This is a genomic window from Bradyrhizobium sp. CCBAU 53340 (assembly GCF_015291645.1).
Taxonomy (GTDB): domain Bacteria; phylum Pseudomonadota; class Alphaproteobacteria; order Rhizobiales; family Xanthobacteraceae; genus Bradyrhizobium.
In genome coordinates this window covers 855,236-878,111 of sequence record NZ_CP030056.1, presented here as the reverse complement: position 1 = coordinate 878,111, position 22,876 = coordinate 855,236, and the positions used below count along the sequence as shown (strand labels likewise).

20 protein-coding genes and 11 pseudogenes are annotated in these 22,876 nt (G+C 59.2%); 13 read left to right on the top strand and 18 right to left on the bottom strand.

Features of this window, described 5'->3' with window-relative positions:
- Window positions 1-18 precede the first annotated feature (18 nt).
- A pseudogene (locus XH89_RS42355) lies at window positions 19-120 on the top strand (transposase); the annotation flags it as partial.
- A 4-nt stretch (window positions 121-124) separates the two neighbouring features.
- Here the strand turns inward: XH89_RS42355 and XH89_RS40670 are convergent.
- Both XH89_RS40670 and XH89_RS40665 read right to left on the bottom strand, forming a co-directional pair.
- Window positions 125-835 (bottom strand): hypothetical protein, encoded by a 711-nt coding sequence (locus XH89_RS40670; protein ID WP_128929777.1) that lies wholly within the window; start codon window positions 833-835, stop codon window positions 125-127.
- A gap of 87 nt (window positions 836-922) precedes the next feature.
- Complete coding sequence (locus XH89_RS40665; protein ID WP_128929778.1) at window positions 923-1,258, bottom strand: DUF4365 domain-containing protein; 336 nt, start codon at window positions 1,256-1,258, stop codon at window positions 923-925.
- Between XH89_RS40665 and XH89_RS40660 the strand changes: the two are divergent.
- Window positions 1,239-2,099, top strand: a pseudogene (locus XH89_RS40660) (IS256 family transposase); the annotation flags it as partial. The gene XH89_RS40665 and the pseudogene XH89_RS40660 sit on opposite strands and share 20 nt — an antisense overlap.
- Window positions 2,100-2,427: 328 nt before the next feature.
- Here the strand turns inward: XH89_RS40660 and XH89_RS40655 are convergent.
- Window positions 2,428-3,387 carry an IS110 family transposase gene (locus XH89_RS40655; RefSeq protein WP_232995613.1) on the bottom strand — a complete coding sequence of 320 codons (960 nt, stop codon included), beginning with the start codon at window positions 3,385-3,387 and terminating at the stop codon, window positions 2,428-2,430.
- A gap of 244 nt (window positions 3,388-3,631) precedes the next feature.
- On the opposite strand from XH89_RS40655, the pseudogene XH89_RS40650 reads away from it, so the two are divergent.
- Window positions 3,632-3,840 (top strand): annotated as a pseudogene (locus XH89_RS40650) (transposase); the annotation flags it as partial.
- Here XH89_RS40650 and XH89_RS40645 read toward each other — a convergent pair.
- The 5 genes from XH89_RS40645 to XH89_RS40625 all read right to left on the bottom strand — a co-directional run bounded on the left by XH89_RS40645 (window position 3,804) and on the right by XH89_RS40625 (window position 8,442).
- Window positions 3,804-4,031, bottom strand: coding sequence for a hypothetical protein (locus XH89_RS40645; protein WP_188637434.1), 228 nt, complete (start codon window positions 4,029-4,031; stop codon window positions 3,804-3,806). The pseudogene XH89_RS40650 and the gene XH89_RS40645 sit on opposite strands and share 37 nt — an antisense overlap.
- Before the next feature lie 743 nt (window positions 4,032-4,774).
- On the bottom strand, window positions 4,775-5,008 hold the full coding sequence (locus XH89_RS40640) for a transposase (protein WP_246767936.1): 234 nt from the start codon (window positions 5,006-5,008) through the stop codon (window positions 4,775-4,777).
- A 245-nt stretch (window positions 5,009-5,253) separates the two neighbouring features.
- Window positions 5,254-6,081, bottom strand: coding sequence for an NAD(P)-dependent oxidoreductase (locus XH89_RS40635; RefSeq protein WP_206733206.1), 828 nt, complete (start codon window positions 6,079-6,081; stop codon window positions 5,254-5,256).
- Between the two features lie 81 nt (window positions 6,082-6,162).
- Complete coding sequence (locus tag XH89_RS40630) at window positions 6,163-6,843, bottom strand: HAD family hydrolase (RefSeq protein WP_128929780.1); 681 nt, start codon at window positions 6,841-6,843, stop codon at window positions 6,163-6,165.
- A 9-nt stretch (window positions 6,844-6,852) separates the two neighbouring features.
- Window positions 6,853-8,442: a hypothetical protein gene (locus tag XH89_RS40625; RefSeq protein WP_232995614.1), complete on the bottom strand. Its 1,590-nt coding sequence runs from the start codon at window positions 8,440-8,442 to the stop codon at window positions 6,853-6,855.
- A gap of 835 nt (window positions 8,443-9,277) precedes the next feature.
- Between XH89_RS40625 and XH89_RS40620 the strand changes: the two are divergent.
- Window positions 9,278-10,194 (top strand): annotated as a pseudogene (locus XH89_RS40620) (IS3 family transposase); the annotation flags it as partial.
- Between the two features lie 51 nt (window positions 10,195-10,245).
- On the opposite strand, the pseudogene XH89_RS40615 reads toward XH89_RS40620, so the two are convergent.
- From XH89_RS40615 to XH89_RS40600, 4 genes and pseudogenes are all read right to left on the bottom strand, one after another.
- A pseudogene (locus tag XH89_RS40615) lies at window positions 10,246-10,727 on the bottom strand (transposase); the annotation flags it as partial.
- Complete coding sequence (locus tag XH89_RS40610; protein ID WP_128929781.1) at window positions 10,718-11,047, bottom strand: hypothetical protein; 330 nt, start codon at window positions 11,045-11,047, stop codon at window positions 10,718-10,720. The pseudogene XH89_RS40615 and the gene XH89_RS40610, both read right to left, overlap by 10 nt.
- A 917-nt stretch (window positions 11,048-11,964) precedes the next feature.
- Window positions 11,965-12,645 (bottom strand): hypothetical protein, encoded by a 681-nt coding sequence (locus XH89_RS40605; protein WP_308421722.1) that lies wholly within the window; start codon window positions 12,643-12,645, stop codon window positions 11,965-11,967.
- Window positions 12,642-13,199, bottom strand: a complete 558-nt coding sequence (locus XH89_RS40600; protein WP_128930177.1) for a hypothetical protein — start codon at window positions 13,197-13,199, stop codon at window positions 12,642-12,644. Before XH89_RS40600 ends, XH89_RS40605 begins: the two co-directional genes overlap by 4 nt.
- Window positions 13,200-13,365: 166 nt before the next feature.
- Here XH89_RS40600 and XH89_RS40595 point away from each other — a divergent pair.
- Window positions 13,366-14,036 (top strand): annotated as a pseudogene (locus XH89_RS40595) (DUF6088 family protein).
- Window positions 14,037-14,281: 245 nt separating this feature from the next.
- Window positions 14,282-15,348: pseudogene (locus tag XH89_RS40590) on the top strand (hypothetical protein).
- A 100-nt stretch (window positions 15,349-15,448) separates the two neighbouring features.
- Here the strand turns inward: XH89_RS40590 and XH89_RS40585 are convergent.
- The 4 genes and pseudogenes from XH89_RS40585 to XH89_RS40570 form a co-directional block, all read right to left on the bottom strand.
- Window positions 15,449-15,823 (bottom strand): annotated as a pseudogene (locus XH89_RS40585) (IS630 family transposase); the annotation flags it as partial.
- Window positions 15,814-16,628 (bottom strand): annotated as a pseudogene (gene ltrA / locus XH89_RS40580) (group II intron reverse transcriptase/maturase); the annotation flags it as partial. The pseudogenes XH89_RS40585 and ltrA, both read right to left, overlap by 10 nt.
- A 526-nt stretch (window positions 16,629-17,154) precedes the next feature.
- A pseudogene (locus XH89_RS40575) lies at window positions 17,155-17,619 on the bottom strand (helix-turn-helix domain-containing protein); the annotation flags it as partial.
- Between the two features lie 35 nt (window positions 17,620-17,654).
- A complete protein-coding gene (locus XH89_RS40570) occupies window positions 17,655-17,996 on the bottom strand; it encodes a hypothetical protein (protein ID WP_128929782.1) in 342 nt (113 codons plus the stop codon).
- Between the two features lie 154 nt (window positions 17,997-18,150).
- On the opposite strand from XH89_RS40570, the pseudogene XH89_RS40565 reads away from it, so the two are divergent.
- The 3 genes and pseudogenes from XH89_RS40565 to XH89_RS41740 form a co-directional block, all read left to right on the top strand.
- Window positions 18,151-18,440, top strand: a pseudogene (locus tag XH89_RS40565) (chorismate-binding protein); the annotation flags it as partial.
- Window positions 18,437-18,727 carry a hypothetical protein gene (locus XH89_RS42350; RefSeq protein WP_347339917.1) on the top strand — a complete coding sequence of 97 codons (291 nt, stop codon included), beginning with the start codon at window positions 18,437-18,439 and terminating at the stop codon, window positions 18,725-18,727. The pseudogene XH89_RS40565 and the gene XH89_RS42350, both read left to right, overlap by 4 nt.
- Entirely contained in the window at window positions 18,699-19,094 is a 396-nt protein-coding gene (locus tag XH89_RS41740; protein ID WP_206733205.1) for a hypothetical protein, read from the top strand. The genes XH89_RS42350 and XH89_RS41740 overlap by 29 nt, the downstream gene beginning before the upstream one ends.
- A 237-nt stretch (window positions 19,095-19,331) precedes the next feature.
- On the opposite strand, the gene XH89_RS41735 is transcribed toward XH89_RS41740, so the two are convergent.
- Window positions 19,332-19,637 (bottom strand): hypothetical protein, encoded by a 306-nt coding sequence (locus XH89_RS41735; RefSeq protein ID WP_206733204.1) that lies wholly within the window; start codon window positions 19,635-19,637, stop codon window positions 19,332-19,334.
- A gap of 4 nt (window positions 19,638-19,641) precedes the next feature.
- A complete protein-coding gene (locus XH89_RS41730) occupies window positions 19,642-19,782 on the bottom strand; it encodes a hypothetical protein (protein ID WP_206733203.1) in 141 nt (46 codons plus the stop codon).
- A gap of 45 nt (window positions 19,783-19,827) precedes the next feature.
- On the opposite strand from XH89_RS41730, the gene XH89_RS41725 reads away from it, so the two are divergent.
- The 4 genes from XH89_RS41725 to XH89_RS41710 all read left to right on the top strand — a co-directional run bounded on the left by XH89_RS41725 (window position 19,828) and on the right by XH89_RS41710 (window position 22,597).
- Complete coding sequence (locus tag XH89_RS41725) at window positions 19,828-20,346, top strand: hypothetical protein (RefSeq protein ID WP_206733202.1); 519 nt, start codon at window positions 19,828-19,830, stop codon at window positions 20,344-20,346.
- A gap of 8 nt (window positions 20,347-20,354) precedes the next feature.
- Window positions 20,355-20,735 carry a hypothetical protein gene (locus XH89_RS41720; protein ID WP_206733201.1) on the top strand — a complete coding sequence of 127 codons (381 nt, stop codon included), beginning with the start codon at window positions 20,355-20,357 and terminating at the stop codon, window positions 20,733-20,735.
- Window positions 20,736-21,128: 393 nt separating this feature from the next.
- A complete protein-coding gene (locus tag XH89_RS41715) occupies window positions 21,129-21,491 on the top strand; it encodes an ABC transporter ATP-binding protein (protein WP_206733200.1) in 363 nt (120 codons plus the stop codon).
- 14 nt (window positions 21,492-21,505) lie between these two features.
- Window positions 21,506-22,597 (top strand): hypothetical protein, encoded by a 1,092-nt coding sequence (locus XH89_RS41710; protein WP_206733199.1) that lies wholly within the window; start codon window positions 21,506-21,508, stop codon window positions 22,595-22,597.
- Window positions 22,598-22,876: the final 279 nt, after the last annotated feature.

The window sequence follows — 22,876 nt, the reverse complement described above, 5'->3', positions numbered from 1 at the left end:
TGGGAGGAGCGAAGGACGATGAAGGCTTCGAAGTTTTCGGACGCCCAGAAGGCGCTCATCCTGAAGCAGGGCAGTGACGGGGTTGCGGTGGCGGAGATCTGCCGCAAGGCCGGGACCAGCTAACTTATTCTGGTAGGGGCAGTTGCCAGTCCGTCCGCTCATTGATGTATTGCTTGTAGGCGGGGTGATCGAACAGGTGCAACACAAAGATCTGGTCATGCCACTGCGTTGGTGCGCCAAACTTCCAAGACAGACCGTTTATCTTTGCGATTTTCCGCGCTGCGTGAGCATCGTTAAATTCCCGGATTGCCAGAAGTTCCCCAACCCATTCGCAGTGTACTTCATCAAGATCACCGACGATATCGTCAAAGTAGCAGAAGGTCCGTGGTAGAAAATGAGATGCAGCAGAGTTGAAAAGGTTTAGTGCCGGCTTAGTACTTGTATAGAGGTCGAGGTCGAAAGACACAAAGCCGATAACAGGTGGCGAATAGCGTTCGATAAACGCCAGAACCGTCTCGCCGACGTTGCCGATTATCAGGGTGGCGCGCTTTAATTGACGCTCCAATTTAGCCCTATCCATTTTGAAAAAACCGGCGCGCCAGAGGTATGGCAGATCTCGGTAATCGTCAGAGGGTGGCAAGCCAGTTTCCAGATCGAAGCCGTAGAGTCGGAAGCGAACTCCCGTTTCAGCCTGAAGACTCTCAGCGACTTGTTCCATCTCCAGCAGTCCCATACCGCCAGCGACGCCAAACTCGATAGCGGCGATTTCGGGAATTTGGAGTGCCTTTGCTTGCCTCGCGGCTTGCCTCATTCCGAAAAGATAATTCGGGCGCATGCGTAGTCCTCGCTTTTAGTGTGGCGGCTTAATCCTGCCACCAAGCATAGGTCCTATTGTACTCAGATCGCCCCATTGGGACACCCCTTAGCGTTGGTAGGTTCGCCTTCTCGAAGACGACCTGCGGGACTTACGGCGCTCCGGATCCGCAAACCACTCCTTCAGCGATTTGCAGTAGGCCTTCCGCGTCTTCAGAGCCACGACGATCAGCAGGACGGGAGCCGTGCCTTTGGTCCAGTATTCGATGTCAGCGTCGGCGCACGCGAATTCGAACGTTTCCTCGGTCTCCACCTGCAGTCGTTCGCGCTCAGTGGCCTTGCCCTGGACCCGCAGGAGCAGGTTGCGTACAGAATCTTTCGCTCTTTCAGCACTGACGGCTTCTTCTAGAATGAAGGAGCTTTGGATGAACGATGGGAATGCCATGGGTCAGGTGATCCAGATAGATGAAGCCCGGATTCGCGATCACCTGGGCGAGATGGTCCGCGGAACGGTAGAAGAGACGCTGAATGCCATGCTGGAGGCCGAAGCGGACCTGCTGTGCGGTGTCGGACGCTATGAGCGGAGCCAGGCCCAGCAGGACACGCGGGCGGGCAGCTACGAACGAACGCTGCAAACCAAGGCGGGCGACGTCAATTTGAAGGCCAGAAGCTACGGCGGCAAACCTTCGAGACGGCGACTATCGAGCGCTACCAGAGGCGGGAGAGCTCGGTTGAGGAGGCGCTGATCGAGATGTATCTGGCCGGGATTTCAGTTCGCCGGGTCGAAGACATCACGGAGGCGCTGTGGGGCACCCGGGTCAGCCCGAGCACAGTGTCGAACCTGAACAAGAAGATCTATGCCAAGATCGAGGCATGGCGGAATCGCAGGATCGAGGACGAGCATCCGTATCTCTATCTCGATGGCATTGTGATGAAGCGCAGCTGGGCCGGTGAAGTTCGCAACGTGTCGCTGCTGATGGCCTCGGCCGTCAATGCCGAGGGATTCCGGGGGATCCTCGGCATCTGTGAAGGTGCCACGGAGGCAAGTCCGGCTGGTCATCGTTTTTGCGGCATCTCGTCGATCGTGGTCTCAAGGGCGTGCAGTTGGTGGTTTCCGATGCCTGCCGAGGTCTTGCCGAAAGCGTTACGGATTACTACGGGGGGTACGCTATCAGCGCCGCATGGTGCATTTTTATCGCAATGTCTTCAGCCTCGTGCCGTCGACCCGGGTCCGCGAGGTGAGCCACATGCTCAAGGCCATTCATACCCAAGAGAGCCGCGCCGCGGTTGGCGCGGGCGACCTCGTGGCGAAGAGCGGCGTGTCGGCTGGAAGCGCGGCCAGGCAGCCTATTCAAGCCTTATCGGGTTGAGGCGTCCGCGCGCCGCGCCCTCGGCGGACATACTTTCCAGTACGTTACAAATCGTACGTAACTCTTCTCGGCGAGTTCGGCGACCTGACGTTCCTGGTCGCGCAGAGACTTGACGTTATAGGCGTAAGTGGTCCCCCCGGCGATTGCCTTTCTTCTGCGGCCGCCCCGCCTGAGCCTCCATCCATGGCGCGCATCTTGCTCGCCACCGGAGCCGGCCGCGCCCAAAGATAGTCTTCCTGCTTGGTCAGCAGATGCCTGCATAGGACAGTGAGCTTACGGGCAAGCGCGACCGCCGCGATCTGATGCCCCCGCTTCGCCCTGATGCGAACGAACAAGGCCTCTTTGCAGCACCCCATTCCGCCTCGACCAGCATCGCCCGCGCGTGGCTGCGACCAACCTTGCTGATGCGCCCATGATGGGCAGCGCCGAGGCCCGACTGGCGTACCCGTGGATTCAGGCCGAAGTAGCTCACCAGCTTCTGTGGGCTCTTGACTCGCGTGACGTCGCCGACCGCCGCGATGATGCCGACGGCCACCGTTAGGTTGACGCTCGTGATCGTCATCAGCCTTCGCACGGGACTGTCGCCCATGACACTCAGTGCGATCTCGCGGTCCAACTCCGCCTGGTCTTCGGCGAGCCGATCGAGTTCACGGATATTCCGCTCAAGTGCCGGCTGCTCATCTGCCGGCACGACCTGCCGTGCAAGCCACACTCGGCCGCGCTGGTTGAGCAGGTCAGAGTGAAGGCACTTCGGAACAAGATGCGACGCAAGGATCGCATGCACCTCATTCTTTACGCGTGTTCGACGACGTACAATCTGGTAACGCCGCGCCACCAGCCGGCGCAATCGCTCGGTAACCGCGTCCGGCGTCCACACTTCGGGCAAGTAGCCCGCGACGTAAAGGTTCGCGAGAGTGCCTGCATCAACCTTGTCGGTCTTCACATGCGCATGGGCGATCGCCTTCACCTGCAGCGGGTTGGCGATCACCTCCCGGGCGACGAAAGGCGACAGTACGCGCGACGCTGCCATGCTATTGCCAGTCGCTTCCAGAACGACCTCGTCCGTCGGCTTAGGCGTCCTCCCGAAGCCTTCAAGTGCCACGCGGGTCATGTCGACCCGGCCTGCGTGCCGCAGCACGCCTCCTTCCCAAATCGCCACCTCCCAGAAGGTGCGGTGGATATCCATTCCGATTACGCGTCGCATGTCCGTCTTTCCTACCCGCCACGTTGATAACGAGAGCGGCGGGCGACACGACAACTACGGATTCGCGCTCTCGGCGCAACCGGGCGAGTCGTAAGAGGCGGCCACCTAACAAAACGAGCTCGCAGCTCATCGTACGAACCGGCCGCCCGCACCTTCGTGCTCCCGGAGCCTCTATCCCGGATACTCGCAGCATATGCCACCAGTTCGAAAAGCCAGTAGCGGAAACAGTGACCGCGCCATCCTCATACCGGTTAACAATCCGCTCGAGCGCATCATGAAGGAGATCCGGCGACGAACCCGTGTCATCGGCGCCTTTCCTGACGGTCAATCCTGTCTCAACTTGGCAGTGGCACGGCTGCGGCACATTGCCGGAACGCGTGGTCGACCAAATGCTACATGAATATGCGACCGCTCTATCAGCAGCAACTCTCTGAGACCGGAGTCGTCGCCTGATCAATGTGCGAAAGATACTGGACACTACCAGTTGCGACCTCGCCCGTTTCGGCGTCACGCAACTCGATGAAGCCGTCGATCTCCGCTTCGACGCCGCCGGTCGGATAGAACATGAACTCCAAGAGAACGATTCCCTCGATGAGGGACATTCCCTGCTGTCCGATGACATCGCTTTTCACGACCTTCTTCATGGCCGTATGTTGGGCGCGGGATCCGACTCCTGTCCATTGCTCGACGCCGGTCGTGCACTCCTTCGTCGGTTATCGGCGATCGACAATCCGCTTCGACCGCGGGCGCGCTCCGATGGTATGATGCCATCGGAAAGAGTCGGGAAATCGCTGGTGATGTACGTCTACTGCAATGGAACCGCCCGTATCAGACATCGACGTTTTGGCGAGATACACGAAATCGATTCGGACCTGCTGGACTGGAACGCCGTTTGCAGCGACGAGCGACAGATGGGACCGGAGCTCCACCATGAAGCCGTTATTAAGCATCCGGAATTGGGAAGACTTTCCCTAGGGTCTGGGAGTATCCGGAGGGCGTCGAGAACCATCAGGAAACCAACACCGGCTCCCACCACGTGGTCGAAGATTTCGACTACGGACTCGAGCACGACCGTCCCGAGTACGACGACGAGTGGCTGGAGCTCCCTCCGCCCGACAATCCGTTCGCACAATTCCAAACGTCGTACCGGGAAAGCACCGATCTTCTCGCGCGAAGCGGCTCAGATGCCGGCAATCGCCTGGTCAACAAAAGCGGCGGCCTTGCCGCACTTAGGTCGCCTCGTGGAATGAAGCTGCCAATCAGATGTACTCGCGCCGGTCGCCAATACGGTGAAACGCGGACGTGGCGCGGATGCATCATGTCTCGACACGATGCAACTCATGCCAAAGGCCGGCACTGTGACAGGATGTCGGCCTCGCTTACTCGTTCATTGGAGAAAGAAACGATAGGCCGCCTTGGTATTAGCCCAGTCTTGGCACACCATCGGAATGCTCTGTCCGATGTCTCCGCCGATCTGCTTCAGCAGCATGCGAATTCTCTCGCCAAGCCGAGTGTCATGGAATTCGCAAAGCGCTGCTTCACGGTCAAACCAGGTCACCGCGTCAGACGTCAACCGATCCGCCTTCTCATCCCGCGCGCGTGAAGTCAGTCCATAGAGCACCTCTTCTCGAATCAGGTACCCGTCAAAGAATCACAAGCGTTTCTGGCGACTCAAGTTTTTCGGCACAGTACACCTCAAAAAATGTGGGTAATCGTAGGGTTGCCCGGATGCGTACACTGCATCGATGAAAATGCGCAGACCGATAGAGGGCCGCGGCCCCGCCAGCTACACCTCTCCATAACGACGATCTGCACTCGCTCCGCGGTTAGAGCCCGCTCTCGATTGCTATGAATAGGCCGAGGAGCTCATGGGCGAGACAGATGAGGTAGTGTGAGTTCGCCTTTGCCCGCAACAACTGAGACATTTAATTTGTGTGCGGCGGCAGCCAAGACCGGCACCGGAACTGCGCTCTCGCCTGCCAGGCGCACAGCGCACTCAATATCCTTTGCGGAATTCGCGATTGAGATTGCCAGAACATCGGGTTTCTCGCCTAACAAAAAGGACACGAAGGCTTGAAATATTCCGCTATTGGTGGAGCCCCGACTAACCAGAGAGCGGAGTGTTACGAGATCGACGTCAAGGCCGCACGCAAACTGGCAAACCTCCGCGGCTACCGCCGCTATCCCCATAGTCATGCTGTTGTAAACAAGCTTGAGCTTGTGACCTTGTCCGACATCTCCGACATGAAGAACGGTCTCACAAAACGCACCAAGAATGCCCTCAGCGACAGGAAAAAGCTTTTCATTCGATCCAACGATCGCGTTGAGAAGGCCTAGCTCTGCTTGTTCGGGGCTCCGCGTTACTGGAGCGTCCATAAAGCTTAGGCCGCATTTTTGCGCCTGCTCAGCCAGTGCGACCGTTGAAGCAGGATAAGACGTCGAGCAGTCAATTATCAACCCTCCTCGGGGCATATGGACGAACAGCCCATCTTGCCCAAGGCATACTGCCTCAACCTCGCGGCTGGAAGGCAAGGATAACACGACGGCGTTTACATGCCGCGCCAACTCGGCGATCGAAGGATGTTCATGGGCACCTGCACCAGTCAAGCGATCCGCACCGAAGCGAGTTTTGTTCGCTTTGATATGCAGCTCGATTTGGTGACGCAATAGGCTGATACCGATACCGGTTCCCATGCGTCCAGCTCCGATAAGGCCTATTCTCTGCTTCGCCGTTTTAGGAGCGACGTTGGGTGATGATTCCTCGCCAATCATGATTTATGCATTCCGAAAAAACCCGTGCCTTTGTAAGATTGGTAACAGCTCATGATGGTTGTTAATCGTGTAGTCAGGACGCGCCGCGCGCAAGCGCGACTCCGAAACAAATCCACCGGTAATGGATATGCTTACGAGTCCGAGATTGCGCGCGATATCCGTTTCGACCGGCATATCGCCGATGATGAAGGTTGACGCCGGCTTCAGGTTGTTTTTCTGCATGTATAGACGAAGCCGCTCTCCCTTGCTCATCGATTTATATTGGGTAGTGCGGTTTTCAAAGGCGAGCACATCGTTGATGTAGTCGTCGATCCCAAGTCTTCTCAATTGGGAGCGCAGAGGATCGACTATATGGTTGCTCACGATGATGGACGAAGCTGCTTCTTGGTGCGCTAACTCCAACACCCTGCGCGCGCCCTCGCGCAGATCGGCTTTACCCGCAAGAGGTTCGTACGTGTCGTGAAAGATTGCACTGCCATCGCGATCCACCGTCGCAACCTCGTCTTGCGACATTCCGAGACTGCGATAAAGAAGAGATAGCGGAACATCGCAATGTTCCCGGAAGGTGCTCATGTCGATTGTTGCATGACCAAAGCGATCTAGTATGGCATTTGTCGTTTGGAGCAGTGCGTACGTATCATCGAGCAGCGTTCCATTCCAATCAAAGACGAGAACCGGTTTCATGATTTGACCTCAAGCAAGGATCGATTCCGAATAGGGAAGATCGGCCGCTAATTCGCGCAAGTTCCTATTCGCGCGCTTCTGCCCCGCAGGGGTTGGCATCTCGAATGTAAACGGTGACAAATCGACGCCGTCTTGCCTGCAGGGCAACAACGATACTAGAAGTGGAAACGGCAGATACGTTATCGTGGCCGCGTTGATGGATGCCGCGATATTGCTTTCGATGATTTTGAGATCTTGCGGCTCCATCTTGTGAAAGCGAAGGATTTGCGTGCGCTGTTCAGGCGGCAATTGTTTCCATATCTGCCAGAATGCCAACTCATCTAGTGTGTCGATACCCATGCCGTAGTAGTTAGGAGCCACTATGGGCGGCGAACCGATCGCCCAATGTACGGCTTTGGCCCCAGCGGCAAGCAGCATATTCGTGACAGCCTGACTGGTATCGCCACGAATGAGGGCCTCGTCGACAATTATTATCGCGGCTTCAGCAAGGCTCGTTTCCGATACGCGGTACTTTTGAGCAATGAGACATTTTCGCTCGCTGGGTGTACCGATTAGAGTTCGCTGAAAAAATTGCGTTGAGACTACTTCCCGACGCTGGGCGAACACGCCGTATTCGACGAGAGATGCAAACAGACCATCAGCGTACGGCCCGCCAGTATGCGGCATGGAGGAAACGATTGTGAGTGTGGAGCCTAGTTCTCCTTGCAGTCGCTGCGCAACAAGGCCACCAAGGGCGGCTCCGATGTTGTAACGGGTTTCGAAATGTGATTGGCCTTCGACCGATGTGTTCGGATTTCCTAAGTAAAGAGCTTCGTAGGCGCAGAGTTTGGCTTTGTATTGCCCGTTGCTCACGGAACGATCAACGCAGTACCCCATTTTCCCGTCTACATACCTGATGTGCCCTGGTAAGATTTGCTGTGTCTTACCCTCCAGATCGGCAAAGGCACAATTTTCCGAAGCAACCAGCAAGAACCCGTCATCTGTTTGCATAGTTTCCAATGGACGCAAACCACATCGATTACGGTATGCAACCAGATTTCCTTCTCCGTCCAGGAGAATCGCGCTAATAGCGCCATCAATTCGGTCATCAATGTCGCGAAAGATGTTTTCGTAATTGACGGGCAGACCGTGCCGCCAATAGTCTCTTTCACAAGAGCCTTCAATCCACTTGAGCAAGAGCTCAGCATCTGTGTTGCTGCCCAACCTATAGCCCTGGGCAAGCAATTCTCCCCTGAGTTCACGGCCATTGACCAAGGCTCCATCTAGAGAAATTGCCAAACTGCGGCTGGTGCCCGCATTGTTGTGAATTGGCTGAAGGTCCCCGCCATCGCTGATTCCGCGGCATCGGCTACGGATATGGGCGATTGCAACATGGGGCCTAAAATTCGGATCCTGTTCATCGTGCTCAATGCGCACTGAGTCGCATGAGGACTGAAGCGCTCTCGCATATCGAACACCTTCCTTGTGCATGAAAGCTGCAATGCCGACCCCCGCCTGACCGCGAAATGCAAGTTTCGGAACCATGTGCTTGAGCCGATCATAAACCGTCGCCCGTGACTTGCTTGAAGAGCATAGAAACGCAGCAGCAACACCGGACATGCTATTAGCTCCTCGTGCTAAAGAACCGATCTCCTAGGTCCATCGCAGGCGAAGGTATTTAATCGCCAGGGGGCGTAGACGTGGTTCCGCCTCTCTTTAAGCAAGCGCCATACCAGCCCTTAGATCACTCGGCTCGCGCCCCCAGAGCCGACGGAATTCGAAAAGAGTTGGCCATTTGGTTTGCCAGCGATGATTTCGCGTCGTCCGACTCCCGACACGTTGTCTGAAGCGCGACGCGTTGGTACGAAAAGAGCCAAGCTCTGACTGTTGGTTCTCGGTGTCCTATGGTCCCACGGACCCGCTCGAGCTTGCCTGCGACGCAGTCCCCTCACATGCGCGAGCATGACGATTTCGAGCCGCACCAGGCCTTCTGATCCGGCGACCGAGTCGTAATCGAGCACCTGCTTCAGGCCTACCGCCTTTTCAAACACCGCAGGATCGGAATCAGAGGCTCCAGACAGATGGCGAGCAGGTCTTGGACGCGGTCGCCGACATCTTCAGTTTCCGACTGGGATGCGAGTGAAGAGCCGCATTGAAGCCGACGCTGACGATCTCCTCTCGATGATCAACGTCCTTCGCCGCGCCGAACGGTTGTGCGCGAGCGCGACGACAACGAGCAGGCTTAGAAGCGCTCGCAACGGGGCAACACGGTAGCGACGTTAAGATCGCTCAATTTCGAGCGCTTCATGACCGAAGGCAGGGCGCCAACACTTAACCCTTTCGGTGAAACCATCGTGCGTGTCGGTTCAACGACATGATCTGAGGCCGGCAAGCTGGACCACTTTGGCTAGAGTTTTCGCTGCCGAATCCCCTCGGCTGGGAGGAGCGAAGGACGATGAAGGCCTCGAAGTTCTCGGACGCCCGGAAGGCGTTCATCCTGAAGCAGGGCAACGATGGCGTCCCGGCTGCGAAGATCTTCCGCAAGGTCGGGATCAGCCAAGCGACCTACTTCAACTGGAAGAAGAAGTGTGACGGACTGCTGCCGACGGAGATGCCGCGCTTGAAGCAGCTCGAGGCCCAGAACGGCAAGCTGAAGAAACTGGTCGCGGGCCTGTCGCTCGACAAGGAGATGCCGCAGGACGTGATCCGCCGAAGGCTATGAGGCCTTGCCGGAAGCGCAAGCTGGTTGACGAAGTCCGCAACGAATGGCAGGTCTCGATCCGCAGGGCCTGTGCGGCGTTTTAGTTTGACAGGTCGACCCACCACTACAAGTCCCGTCGCTCCGGCCAAGCTGCCCTCGAGCAGAAGATCAAGGAGACCTGTCATGCCCGCATTCGCTACGGTTATCGCCGCGTTCACGTGCTGCTGCGTCGTGAAGGATGGGCGCCGTGCCAGAACAAGACCCGGCGCGTCTATCGCGAGTTGGGCCTGCAATTGCGCAACAAAAAGGCCCAAGCGCCGCGTCAAAGTCAAGCTGCGCGATGATCGCAAGCCGGCGACGCGATCCACGAGACCTGGGCGATGGACTTCGTCCATGACCAGTTGGCAACAGGACACAAGCTTAGCGTGCTGACAATCGTCGATATCTTCTCACGGTTCTCACCGGCGCTGGCGCCACGGTTCACCTTCCGCGGCGCCGACGTCGTGGCGGTGCTGGAAAGGGCCTGCAAAGAAGCGGGCTTCCCGGCCACGATCCGCGTCGATCAAGGCAGCGAGTTCGTGTCGCGCGATCTTGACCTGTGGGCCTACCAGCGCGGCGTCATGCTGGACTTCTCGCAGCCCGGCAAGCCGACCGACACGGATGTTGTAGACAAGCCCTATGTTGCAGAAGCCTTGCTGTGTCGGGATCGCGGCTTTGGCCGCCAATCTCGTATACTCCTTCTCGGCGCATTCCACGCCTGCTCGTTCCTCAGCCCTCTTCGCGGGGATGTTGTATCATAGGCCGATCCACGCTTGGCATGGCTGGTGGGTAGTCCAGCGCGCAGTTCGATGCTCCGGAACTTGTGCGCCAGCAGGGCCGGCCTCGTCCAGATTTAGTCAGTGCTCTTGGTCAGCATATGCCAGATGATCATCGCCAGCTTCCGCGCCGTCGCGACTGCCGCGATGTGCTTGCCGCGTCGTGCAGCGACACGTTGAAGGAATGCACGCAGCGGTCCCGCCGAACGGGCTACAGCCCATGCTGCTTCGACGAGCATTCCGCGAGCTTGGCCGCAGCCCTGCTTGGTGATCCTGCCATGGTAGGGGCCCTCGCCAGACTGCCTGACGCTCGGGTTCAGCCCCAGGTAGCTCACCAGCCTGGTCGGATCGGCAAAGCGCCGAATGTCGCCGACGGCACCTATCGAACCGCGGCGCTCGCAATGCGCGCGGCATCCAACACTTGGCGGCCGATTTCGGTCACTGATGAGCTCATCTGCTCAGTGGCGCAGGCAACCGACTCTAGGTTAGCCGAAGCCTTCTCGGAAGCGACAAAGACTACGGTATTGCCGGCCAACTCGGCACTGGCGATCGCAACCGGCGTACGAAGACCCACCATCTCATTGACGGTGGTTGAGACTCCGCTAACTGCGAAAACCGCATATCCGAATGAGAGCGCTATGATCGCACATTCCGCTGCAAAACCCGCAATCAGCTGACCACGAACGCGAAGCATCAACTTGGCAAACATCCAGAACACTCCACGGTCTTCAATTGCCCGCGGGCACCGTAAGAGAAGAAATTTAGAATCTCGTTAGCCAAAAACTCGTCCATGCCAGGTCAATTCCACACAAAATCTGTCACGTCTCAACGCCACGAAATTTGTCTCGATCGAGAGGGGCAAAATTTGCGACAATTTTGCGCTTGCAGACCATGTAGATTCTGCGAGGAGGCTCGCTCCGTGAGACCTTGGACAACCCGCCTCTTCCGAGTCGTGTGATCTGAAGTACGCTGCGGTCGTCTCTCTCCGGCGTTCTCCGGAACGCGACCATGGATGAAAGCGCTCTGCTGGCGATGATCCAGCTCGGCCCAGAACCCGTCAGTCGCCACGAGCACTGGCGTGTCGTCCAGCGCAATTGAACAGAAAGCTGGCTCGACGAATTCTCGCGAGCGGAAGCTTCGCGTGAGGCGATGACGACCGCTATCGTTCGCAAGGTCGCCGATCGTCATCTGCGACACCGAGTTGGCAAGCGTGTGCGGCTGGGTTAGCCAGGACATCGGACCCGCCGGCGCCTGACGGCCAACCAGGCAATCGCCTGCGTGCAGAACGAGAGCTGTTTGAGCAGCGCCGACATGCATCAGAAGGTAACTCGCCGAATCCCTCCGAAACTGTTTCGACAGTTTAGCATGCGTCGCGCGAAGTTGAGCTGTGAGAACCCCCGCGGTGATGTTTTCGTCGGTCGACACGTACCAATCGACCATCCGACGCGCAATCTCGTGGGCAAAGGCTCCGCTCTCTGCTCCAGAGGTCGAACCGTCGAGCACTATGGCGAGGGCCGACGTCTGGCGTATGCCGATCCCGGCGCAATCCCGGTTGTCGGTCGTCCTCGTTCCCTGCTGGCTGTGCCATTGGATTGCAAACGCCATATCAGCCGTTGCCCAACTGGCTCAATGCAACGAATCGGTCGCGAACAATGTCAGCACGCCCCACCGGGCCGCGAATATTTCCTTCGAGGAAATGATCGAAGTCGCGATCTGCGAGCAGCGCTCCGAATTGCTCGGCAATGTATGAGCTAATGTCTGCATCGGAGGCGGCAACTTCGTCAAGCAGTTCCTCCCGCCCGTCGACGAGCAGGAGAATGTCCTCGGCGTCGCGGCTGCCGATAAGGTCCCACTACCTCTTCCGCGATAAGCCTCCAGCTTCGTTGCGATGAACAAGGGCGGCGTGAGGCGACGAATCGTAATGGCATCATCCAGGGGCGTCTCAACAGCTGTTTCGATGCCCTTTGCGTACCAACGATTGCTGAAACCGAGGATCTTCTCGTCGTCGGGCATGAAATCGACCTTGAGTTCATTAAGCTTCATCCGACAGATGACATTGTCCTCGGGTGTCTCGGAAAAACCCTGCGTTCGCAACTGATCCACCAGCTTTGCCCACTCCGGGAAGCCGACGAGATCCACGATCAGGTCGACATCATCTGTCGATCTGACTCCTTCGAGGGTGACCGGATCCGTTATGTAGAGAGCGGTTGTGCAGCCTCCGACGAAGACCAATCGCGCACGCAGCTCATCGCCGAGTGCGCCGGCGACTGTCTTCAGCATTTCCTTGAGATGCCCCTGGATGGTCACCCTAGTCTCTCCTTGAGCAAGTTGGCCGCGAGACTCGCTTCGCGCTGATTGCCGAGCCGTATTGCGTCGACGAGAGCCAGATAGGCATAGAGGCGATCATCCCTCTCGGCGGCTTTCGGCACAGTCTTGAACAGCGGCGCGACGGACTGCCCCATCTCGCGGCCGCGCGCATAAGGCCAAACATGAATCAGGCTACCCGCGCTGTAGAGTAAGTCCTTCAGGACCGGGGCGGCGAATGCCGTTGGCATGCCGCGCTGCATGGGACCCGGGCTTGCCGGAAAAACGAACTTCAGGCCGTATGTGATGAAGTCGCGCAGGTTCCTGCGATTGGGATCGGGACGGCTCGTCATCGGGCGCTTAATTGCCATACCCGATGCAAGGCTGCGCTTGATCGAGGCGGCGACTTCGGTTTTGCTGATTCCGAGGGACGTCTCGAGTCCCCGCACCGAGTATGGGTCTTCGCCATCTTGGCCAAAGGGGCCTACCCCGCCGGCGTGCTCATGATCCTGCAAGCACACGAGCTTCAGCAGGACGACAATATCCTGACTTTTCATGGGTTCCGCGCGCATGTCCTCTGTCCTAGGACTGAGGACAGTATGCGTGCAGACGGGTGTCCGTCAACTGGTCCGAGGTCTTAGGTCCTTTGACCGCTCAAAACGGGCGAGTTCCAGTCAAAGATTCCATCGCAGCTGAGTTGCTTCCGACCGAAATTTACATCATATTTCGGACACGCTCAAGGAGCCGACCCCGGACCTCCGATCGCGGCTCATTGCCCGCATCGACGCGGCACCCACAGAGGTATGGACAATTTCGCCGACTTCGGAAGCCGTGCGACCGTCGACAAGGCGTTGCAGCGCCTGGTCGTGGCTGGCGAACTACGCCGCTTCGATCGTGGCCTCTACGACCGGCCGCGAAAGAGCAATTTCACGGGCAAGCTGGGAATCCCCGACTATCGCGCCGTCATCAAGGCCGTGGCGCGCCGCGACCAAGCCCGCGTCGTGGTTGACGGGATGACTACCGCGAATGATCTCGGCTTCACCAGGGCCGTCCCATCGCGCATCGAGGTCCTGATCGACGCCCGCCTGAAGCCGATCATCCTTGGAAAGCAGGTCATCCATTTCAAGTCGGCAGCGCCCAGCCGTCTCTATTGGGCCGGACGTCCAGGCATGCGCGTCGTGCAGGCGCTCTATTGGATGCAGGACATGATGACAAGTAGGTATGATCGACAGCCAATAGTGAACCTCCTGAACAGACTGTTTGCAAATCCGCAGCATGGAAGGGTGATTCGCGACGATCTTCGCGCAGGTCTGTCAGCTATGCCGATCTGGATGCAGGATTTCCTTAGGCCCTTGCTCGAGCGTGACGACGCCATACCGGAGGATGGCTCGTGAGCAGCGCAGCTTGCAAGGAGGTCATCCGGCGAGAAGTTCGATCTTTTCTTAACGACAGCGAACCGGCCTCGTGCGCCGATCGACGCGCTCGCGCGTGACTATGCGAACATGACGCCAATGATCTTGCGGCGGGGCTTCGGTTCGAGCACATCCTGGCGTCAATGGAAGAGATCGAGCGCGCGGCGAAACAGGCTCCGATGATGGGATCAAGTCATGGATGAGCCTCCGGAGAATGTTCCGCACGACTGCCCGATCCCGCCACGATCGAGGCGGTCCTCGCCCGTCTTCCGATCGGAGCTAACGAAACGGCGCTGGCGGCCGCGCTGACAGAGACGTTTGCTGGATTCCCATTTTCGACGGCGGCCATCGATGACCAGTATTGGCGCGACAGACGCTCGGTGATCGCCGCTGACGGGACACGGATCGCAGAATACCGGTCGTGGATGGAAGCCGAGCTTGCCAAGAACAACGGCGACATCGGCGCGCTCTGGACGCGATTGCGCCAGAGCGATCTTCAGACTTCTGAATGGCGCGGTAAGACGGTCTACGCCTTCGCGCCGACTGGATCGGGCGCGGCGGACTATGTGCAAATCCGTCTCGGCCGGGAAGTCGAATCGCGTGCGGGGCCGATCGTCAATCGACGTACCGCCCTTGGGGCAAGGACGAATTACTCGATCCGTCATGGATCACGCACGAAGAGATGTCCGACAACAAGGTCATCGCGGGTCCGCTCTATCGGATGCTTGGGCGCGCGGGCAGCAGCGTCATCTACGTTCGGAGTTACCTTACGCGGTGCGCCCGACTCGAGCGCGAGAGGCGCGAGGCGCAGCGGCCGGAGATGGAACGTCGTGCGGTGCGTGAAGTGACACGGGAGGGCACAACCGAGACGCCGTTTCTTGAACTGGTGCCGGACTGGTTCGAGTTCGTACCGCGGGAGAACCGTTTCTTCCAGGACTGGGACGAATCGAGCGCCTCGGCTGAACGCGTCTACGCGCACTGGGCCCTCGATATTTGCGACTACGACCACAAAGGCACGCGCGAGGTTGGATTTGTGCCGCGTCCCCTTCATCTGCCGGACGAGAGGCTTGGCGTGGGAGGTGCGTCCGTCCATTTCTTGATGGACCGCGTGGAAGCGATCGACCGTGAAGTCGGCGTTCCATTCGGCTGGTTTTTTCTGATTACGCATGGCAATCGCGTCGAGCCGGAGGTTGGTCAAACCATCGCCAAGGGCCTCCGCGATCAGCGTGTCATCTTGCCCAATCGGGATGCTCGAGTGCTTCTGCGCTGGGCCGAACGGCCGTATGGATTCTAAGAGGACGACGGCTGCGGGAAGCTGGCTTTGCTCGACTTGTCGGGACGGATGTCCGTTGCAGGTCCTGCGATGATATCGACCGCGTCCTCGTTAGAGCGTTTCACATTTTGATTGAAGCATAACCTGAGTTTGCGAAGTAGTTGGCGCATTCGCGGGGCTGGACCTCCTGGACGAGGTGACCGATATGGCGCCAGGTGTCCTCGAGGGTGCGCTTCTGGGCTTGCCGCATCCAGTGTTTGATCTTGGAAAATGCCTGCTCGATCGGGTTGAGGTCGGGCGAGTATGGCGGCAGGTACCAGAGCCTGGCGCCAGCCGCCTTGATCATCTGTCTGACAGCGTTCGACTTGTGGCTTCCGAGATTGTCGAGAATGACGATATCGCCCTCGCGCAAGGTCGGCAGGAGCAGGTGCTTCACGTAAGCGCGGAAGCATTCGCCATTGATCGGGCCGTCGAAGACGAAGGGTGCCGTGAGTTGTCCTTGCAGTAAACGATCTGCGTCTTCGTCGGATGCATCTGAAGTCCGCACACTTCCAGCCTCGCTTGAAGCTCCGCCTTAATGGCTTCTGCTTCTTGCTCGGTCCGGCAGTGCACCAGTCCGTCATCGGCATACCGACACCAAGGAAGGTCGGGATGTGTCCGCGCCATCCAGAGATCAAACGTATAATGCAGGAACAGATTGGCCAGTATTGGGCTGATCACGCCCCTTGAGGGTTCCGCGGATCCGCTCAACGAGCTTCCCGTCCTTTTCCCTTGATGCCGTCAGCCATCTTTCGATGTAGAGCAGCGCCCATTTGCATTTCACGTGTCTCCGGACCGCCTTCAGCAAGAAGATCATGCGGGAGATTGTCAAACAGTCCTTTGATGTCGAACTCCAGGACCCAATCATATTTCCAGCACCGCTGACGCGTGACGCCCACGGCGTCCAGAGCCGATTTTCCTGGCCTGTGACCGTAAGAGTCCGGCAGGAAGATGGATTCCAGTTCCGGCTCAATCATCCGTTTGACCACCATCCGATCGCTGATAGTGGGCACACCTAAAGTCCTTTCGCCGCAGGTCTTCTTTGGAATGGAGACGGCGAGCACCGGAGGTGGAAAGTACACCCCCGACGACATCCGATTCCAGATCTTGTAGAGATTCCCTGCAAGGTCTTTCTCGAACATCTCGAAGGTCTGTCCGTCCACTCCAGCCGCTCCGCGATTGGATTTGACCGCCTTGTACGCTTCGTACACTCGCCGCTTCTCAATCGAGAACGGCTTGTTTATCGCACTGTTCGAAGTCATCCTGTTTCCAGTTGGTCCAAGAGTACGACTACCTGACCCGATCCCTTTGCTCCGTCCCCATTACAGGGCCCTCAACGCTCCTACGGATCGGTCCGCCCCAGTCTCTTGCATCGGTACTCCCGCCTCGCGGTTGGCACCGCTTGCGCTTCTCCCTTGGCATCAAGAGCCTGGTTCCTGCAGTTCCACGCGAAAGCCTGTGTCCGACTCACGCCCCCTCTACGCCGGTCGCCGCCCGCCCAGTCGTCAGGCATCTGGCGGACGTGTCCCAGGTTGACGAGACGGTCCTGGTTTTGACGACACTTGAATTAATAACGACGCGTCTCAGGAGGGTTCACTTTCGTTCGTCTTTCGGACACTCACCTGCTCGGTATATTCCGAACTTCTGATCCGACGCTCACCACCACAGCTCTTTACCGCAGCAGCTCGGATTGGTTTGAGACCCGCCCCTGAAAGCTGATCTCGGGGGCCCGCCCCCATCTTTCTCGCAGCTTCACCATCGGTCTTAGTTCATTTGAACTCCTTCCGCTGTCTGCAGCACACTCTCATCGATGAAGACGAGCCGGCCCGGATCGAGCCCGGCCTGCCAAGATCGCCAACGCAGGCGCCTACGAGAGACGTCGGCGCGAGCCTGTTCGAGGGCGAACAGTGTTCTTTTGAACCGCAGCCCCTCCCGGCGCAGGAACAGCCAGACTGCGTTGTGTGAGACCTTGACCCCACGGGCTGCCAGCTCTGCCTTCAGACCATGCAGCGTCAGGTGCGGCGTCTCGGTGATCCGCTCGACGATGAAGGCCCGGTGCGGATCAAGCACAGGCTTGCGGTGACCACCCATCTTGCCGGGGGCTACCGAGCCGGTCGCTCGATAACGCTGAGACCACTTCACGACTGACGAGACCGCAACGCCAAACCGTTCCGCCACAGATCGGCAGCTCTCACCCTTGGCAACAGCGGATACCGCGCGCTTACGCAAATCGTTGGAAATTGGTCGGACCATCAGATGCTGGCCTCCAGCCCAGCCAGCATCTTGAATCATATTCGCCCCAGATCCGGGATCCCTTCCGATTCAATAAATCTGTGAACCGCTCTAGGTCGGAGTTCGACCCGTACGGAGCCTCCGTTTCCAACATCCTCCAATGCGGCTTTCCAGACCCGCCGTATTGCCCGGCCGAGTGTGGCGGGATCAACTGGACAGTCTGTGACGAGCGGAACCATGACATTGCCGGTCACGCCGGCCGCTTCGTAGGCTTTGATGATCGCGAGGGTGGCGCGAGAGGCGGCGACCACTGACATCGCTTCGACGAGATCGAGGGGGACGATGCCGTTGGTTTTCGGTGTCCGGACGATGGGGATTGTGGCTGTTTCGATCGTCAAGTTCGCGTCCGCGCTCGATTGGTCTGCATCCTAGTATCGGTTGGCCATAGTGGTGCAACAAATCTTTGCGTGTCAACCCCCGGTAGTGATACCGCCCTGCGCAGTAGGGCCGCGTGATGCTGATCGATCGCGCAATGATGTATTGTCGTGTGGATGCGCCGTCGGCGGCTCCATCACCGGGGCACCGAAGGTGCGCTCGATGGAAATTATTGCGGAAATCGAGCGCGTGGCGCGAGAGGTATATTGCGGGGCGATCGGCTTCAACGGGCACATGGACACGAACATTGCGATCCGCACTGTCACGATCGACGACGACCTGGCCGTATTTCATGCCGGCGGTGGAATAACGGTGCTGTCGGACCCAGAGGCCGAATCGAGGAGACGCTCGCCAAGGCTCAGCGGATCTTTGATGCATTTCGTGCTGAAGCAGCTGGTGCACTTTGATTGCCATCATTGACAACTACGATTCCTTCGCCTTCAACATTGCCCGCTATTTCCGCGAGCTTGATCAAGCAACGGAGGTCGTCCGAAACGACTTGGCGAGCATCAGCGATCTTGTTGGCCTCAAGCCGCGCGCGGTCAGCCTTGTACTCAAGTTGCCGGTCCTGAATTTGGATCCGCAAGGAACATCGCCGCTGCCGGACCTTCAATTCGCTGGACTGATAAGCGTTCACAGGGTAAGTGCCGGCAAAGGGGGCAAACGTGAACGAAGACTCACCGGCACCGCGTGACATTCATCTGCTTACTACCGACACACTGCTCGCCGATTTGATCGGCGGGCGAGCCGTCGCTGTCGCCGCGGGCGACCATCTTTCGATAGACTCAGACGATGCCCGCGCGGTGTTGGATTGGTATCGCCGCAATCGGGGCAAGTGGGCCGGTAATCTTTCCGCAGGCGACGTCGAGGCAATCATCAACGTCATTGGGACGGAGCCGCCGACGCTGGAGACCGCGGCTGATGATGGTCAAGCTCGCACTGTCAAAGTGTTGCGGCTGGTAAAGGTCGTCGCACACCGGTTTGCTGGGCTGCACGTTTACGGTCGTTCCACCGCGCCTCCCGACACGTTCGTCTTCGAATCTGGCAAGACTGTCACCTAGGGCGCCGATGGTTCGGGCAAGACGTCCATCGCCAACGCCATCGTCTGGTGTTTGACCGGTCACCTCATCCGCTCCCAGCGCCCACCCGAGGAGGGACCGACCGAGTTCGTTTGCGAGGCCGCGCGCAACGACGACACGGTAACGACGCACCCGATGTCGGCAATCACGCCTATGCCACACAAAGCTAGCGATCTGCCTGCGGACGGCGAGGCGATTCCAGCCGACAGTTGGGTCGAGCTAACCTTCGTCGACGCCCACGGTGACCCGCTGCCACCCCTCCGCCACCAGGAGGGCCGCACCCCGCGCGGCAAGATCACCGAGACACCGCCCGATCTCGACGCAATCGGCATCGACCCAATTGCCTCGCGCATTGCGACGACCATGCCCGCGCTGCTGCCGTTTCTGGCGGTCGGCTCTACGTCGCAACTCGGCGAGGCAGTCGCCCGCCTGACCGGCCTCGCTGACCTCGTCGATCTCGCCAAGCATGCCGGTAAAGCGTCCGAGCGGATTGCCAAGCGCACGACCAAGGAACTCGAAGCCCAACGCATCAGTCGTAGAACGCTACCAGCAGGCTGCCGACGACCTCGCCGGCGCCGTCGCGGAATTTCCCGCCATCGCATTCGAAGGAGATGCACCTGCGGTCGATGCTGAGGATTCCAAAGGCGGAATCCAGAAGATCAATGAGCATTTCGCGGCCCTGAAGGCGACGGCACTGGCCAAGGCGCGCGAAGTATTGGGCGAACAATTCAACCCCGAGGACAAGAAGGCCCGCGACGACCTCGAGGCGAGCATTCGGCCAGCCATCGAACAGCTATCGAAGCATCTCAGCGAGTTGCCCTCCATCGCGCGGCTCTCGGCCCTGTCGGCGAGCGCCGACGAGATCGCGGTGGTCGCCAGACTGTTGGCGCAGATCGATGCCGAGGCGGCGACGCTGGCCGCGCTTGCTGCGAGCCCCGACCGCGCGCGGCGGGCGCAGCTGTACGCTAGGCTTTCCGCCTGGATGCACGAGCATGGCCATGCCGATGACGGCATGTGCCCGGTTTGCGTCGGCCCGCTCCACGGGGAATGCGATCCGGTTACTGGTAATACGGTCAGCGACCACCTAGCGGAAGCCACGCGAGACCGCGAGGTTATCGCGCGCACCGTCGCCGAATGTCGTCGCACTGGTGCAGTCGCCTCCTCCAAGATCTTCCGCCTACCCTCGCGAAGGAAACCCGCGGCGACTTGCCAGGGTCACCCATCGACTTATTGAGAGCTGGATTGATTGACGAACTGTTCGGGACGGAATCGTTCCGCGGTGCGCTATCGGCGCTTCGCGCCGATGCTTCGGCGCTCGTGGATGAGCGCCTCGCGACTTTGCCTGCCTTCGAAGAACCGGACACTCGTGTGCTGCCTGCCGTATTGGTGACTGGAACGACGGCGTTGCAGCGGATAGTCGACCGCACTGTGCGTGCGTTGGCGTTCGCCGAATGGCGCGGAGCCAACGCCGCAGCACTGAAGAGTTTCCTCCAGCCGTTCGGCGCGGCCAGGACGGTGCCGCCGACGCGAGCCGGGCGATCGGCCGCCGATTGTCATCGCTGCTCGCGATCGTTGAGGGCGTCGCGCCGCTTAATACCGCGATCGAATATGTTCGCCGGATAGAAGCCGCCCGCGTGGAACATGCATCGAAGCAGGCGCGTATGGACGCCTGCTGCAGGGCCGTATCCGCGCTTGATCTGCTTGTGCCACTCGCCGAGCTCGCCCAGTCTCAGGTTGAGGCGCTACGGGCGAAGCTGCACAACCGGTCGGAGCACTGGCGGCGCGCGATCTACCGCAACGCGACCGGCTTTGCTCCCGACCTTACCGGAACTGGTATGGACGCACGGGGCGTACTTGAGCTCAAGGTCGGCCGCGAGGGCGTGACCGCACCTGCCCAGCATGTCTCCAACGCTTCTGCGCTGCGCGGCGCGCTGCTCGGCTTCTTTCTCGCCTTCCGCGAGCACGTCCTCACAACCCGCGGCGGTCTGTCATTGCTGGTGCTCGACGACCCGCAGAATGCTCGACAACGACAATCGCGAGCGCCTCGCGCGAGGTTTGGCTGGGCTCGCCGAGGCGGGCGCTCAGCTTCTAGTGACCACCCACGATCGCAAGTTCGCCCGCTCGCTCGTTGCCGAGAATCGTGCCGCCGACCGCGTTGAGCATCTATCTGTCCACCCGGTGAACGCGGTGCGGCCGACTCTCATCGTCTCGCCAGCGATCGAGGAGATCGATCGCGGGCGCCACGCGTTTCATATGAACTCCGATTCCGCTTCTGACGCACAGAACTATGCGGCCTGCGCGTCTTCCTCGAATCGCGGCTCGGTGATCTATTCGATGATGTTGCTCATCCCGCGTATGCCACATCGACGAAGCCGCTGACGCTCATCCCTCTGATGGACAAGCTGCGCGGGCTCGTCTCGATCGGGACAGGCGAACTGTTTGCCAATCCGGTCGTCAAGCGGTTCGCGGAGGATACCGCCCTCGCCGAAGGGGCGGAGCCGCGGCGTGTCCTCAACACGTCGCACCACGACAAGGCGTCGATCAGCTACATGGACGTAAAGGCTGTCGAAGCCGACTTCGCGCGGCTGCGGACCAGCATCGAAAAGGTCCACGAACAATTTCGCTTGTACCGGTGGCGCGAGCCACTCGCGCCTTCCGAGAGCAGAACGGACGTCGCGCCCTTGCGGCCGATCATCCGCCCCACCTTTTCCGTTCCGCTCTGCCCAGAAATCGCCGCGTTCGTCGGCGAATTGCCCGTGGGCGGGACGCAAGATGTTGCTGTCGAACGGCTTAGTGGCGAATGGTTCGAGGGCAAAGCGCTCTTCTACGTCCGCGGCGACACGTTGGGCTTTGCTATCCCCGGCGGCGCGGTCGCGATCGTCGAGGTTGAACCTTATCCTGGCCGCGACCAACATCTTGTGATTGCTCAGTATCGCAATCGAGTGCTGGCACGACGGCTGGTGACGTCACGTGGCGCAATCGGTGTCTCGCTAGCTGCGCAGATGCCCGACCCGCGGACCTCGCGCCCGACACTGACGTTCGACGAGAGCAAGCTGCGCGTGCACCGCATTGTCGGCGCAATCTTCACCGATATGCCGCCGCCGCCTGGAAGTGGCGAGGCAACGCCTGTCGATATGGTGCCGGAGCTTGCGCACGTCGTCGTCGCTTACCGCGTCAGAGAGGACAGCGCCGTTCCACTCGCGCTTCCCGGTCAGATCATTTTGGGCGGCGCCGAGCTAACAATTGGCTATCTCGATCGATGGGAGAACACACTTGTCGCAGTAACGCTCGATGATGGTACGAGCATTCTCAAGCGGGTCGGTGCCCGTCTGCCCGGTAAGTTGGCTCACCTCCGCCAATTCGAGACGATCGGCGGCCTCGGTTCGTCGATTGTCCTCGCGACCGAGGCGACCGATATCTTCGGCGTGATACCGACCTTGGTCACTGCGCGAGGAGTCGTTGGCGTGCTGTATGATTGCGCGTGATCAGGCGACGGAGTCGTTCGGATCGTTCGCAGGTACACCGAACGCCCGTTTTCTAACAGAGAGTGCAGATAGTCGCCTCACTGCTATCGGCCAGTCTTTGCAGTTCCCGAAATTGAAGTCGCCCGCAATCTCATCCAATTTCAACCTCGCCCATCGAGATCCTAAAGAAGATCAACGCCGCTGCGGTGCTTTGTCGGCGATGCGATTACCATCGGCAAGGCCCCTGCATAGCCGATGGCGGCTTGAGGAATAGCCTCGGCAGCGCGCTCCGCGTGCTGG

What these genes read in the sequence shown, in the direction of transcription:
- XH89_RS40655 (WP_232995613.1), bottom strand. Translation starts at nt 3,387, where the DNA reads ATGCGACGCGTAATCGGAATGGATATCCACCGCACCTTCTGGGAGGTG.
- XH89_RS40665 (WP_128929778.1), bottom strand. Translation starts at nt 1,258, where the DNA reads ATGGCATTCCCATCGTTCATCCAAAGCTCCTTCATTCTAGAAGAAGCC.
- XH89_RS40610 (WP_128929781.1), bottom strand. Translation starts at nt 11,047, where the DNA reads ATGTTTGCCAAGTTGATGCTTCGCGTTCGTGGTCAGCTGATTGCGGGT.
- XH89_RS41730 (WP_206733203.1), bottom strand. Translation starts at nt 19,782, where the DNA reads ATGCTCATTGATCTTCTGGATTCCGCCTTTGGAATCCTCAGCATCGAC.
- XH89_RS40625 (WP_232995614.1), bottom strand. Translation starts at nt 8,442, where the DNA reads ATGTCCGGTGTTGCTGCTGCGTTTCTATGCTCTTCAAGCAAGTCACGG.
- XH89_RS40670 (WP_128929777.1), bottom strand. Translation starts at nt 835, where the DNA reads ATGCGCCCGAATTATCTTTTCGGAATGAGGCAAGCCGCGAGGCAAGCA.
- XH89_RS41715 (WP_206733200.1), top strand. Translation starts at nt 21,129, where the DNA reads ATGCTCGACAACGACAATCGCGAGCGCCTCGCGCGAGGTTTGGCTGGG.
- XH89_RS41710 (WP_206733199.1), top strand. Translation starts at nt 21,506, where the DNA reads ATGGACAAGCTGCGCGGGCTCGTCTCGATCGGGACAGGCGAACTGTTT.
- XH89_RS40630 (WP_128929780.1), bottom strand. Translation starts at nt 6,843, where the DNA reads ATGAAACCGGTTCTCGTCTTTGATTGGAATGGAACGCTGCTCGATGAT.
- XH89_RS40635 (WP_206733206.1), bottom strand. Translation starts at nt 6,081, where the DNA reads ATGGGAACCGGTATCGGTATCAGCCTATTGCGTCACCAAATCGAGCTG.
- XH89_RS40645 (WP_188637434.1), bottom strand. Translation starts at nt 4,031, where the DNA reads ATGAAGAAGGTCGTGAAAAGCGATGTCATCGGACAGCAGGGAATGTCC.
- XH89_RS40600 (WP_128930177.1), bottom strand. Translation starts at nt 13,199, where the DNA reads ATGAAAAGTCAGGATATTGTCGTCCTGCTGAAGCTCGTGTGCTTGCAG.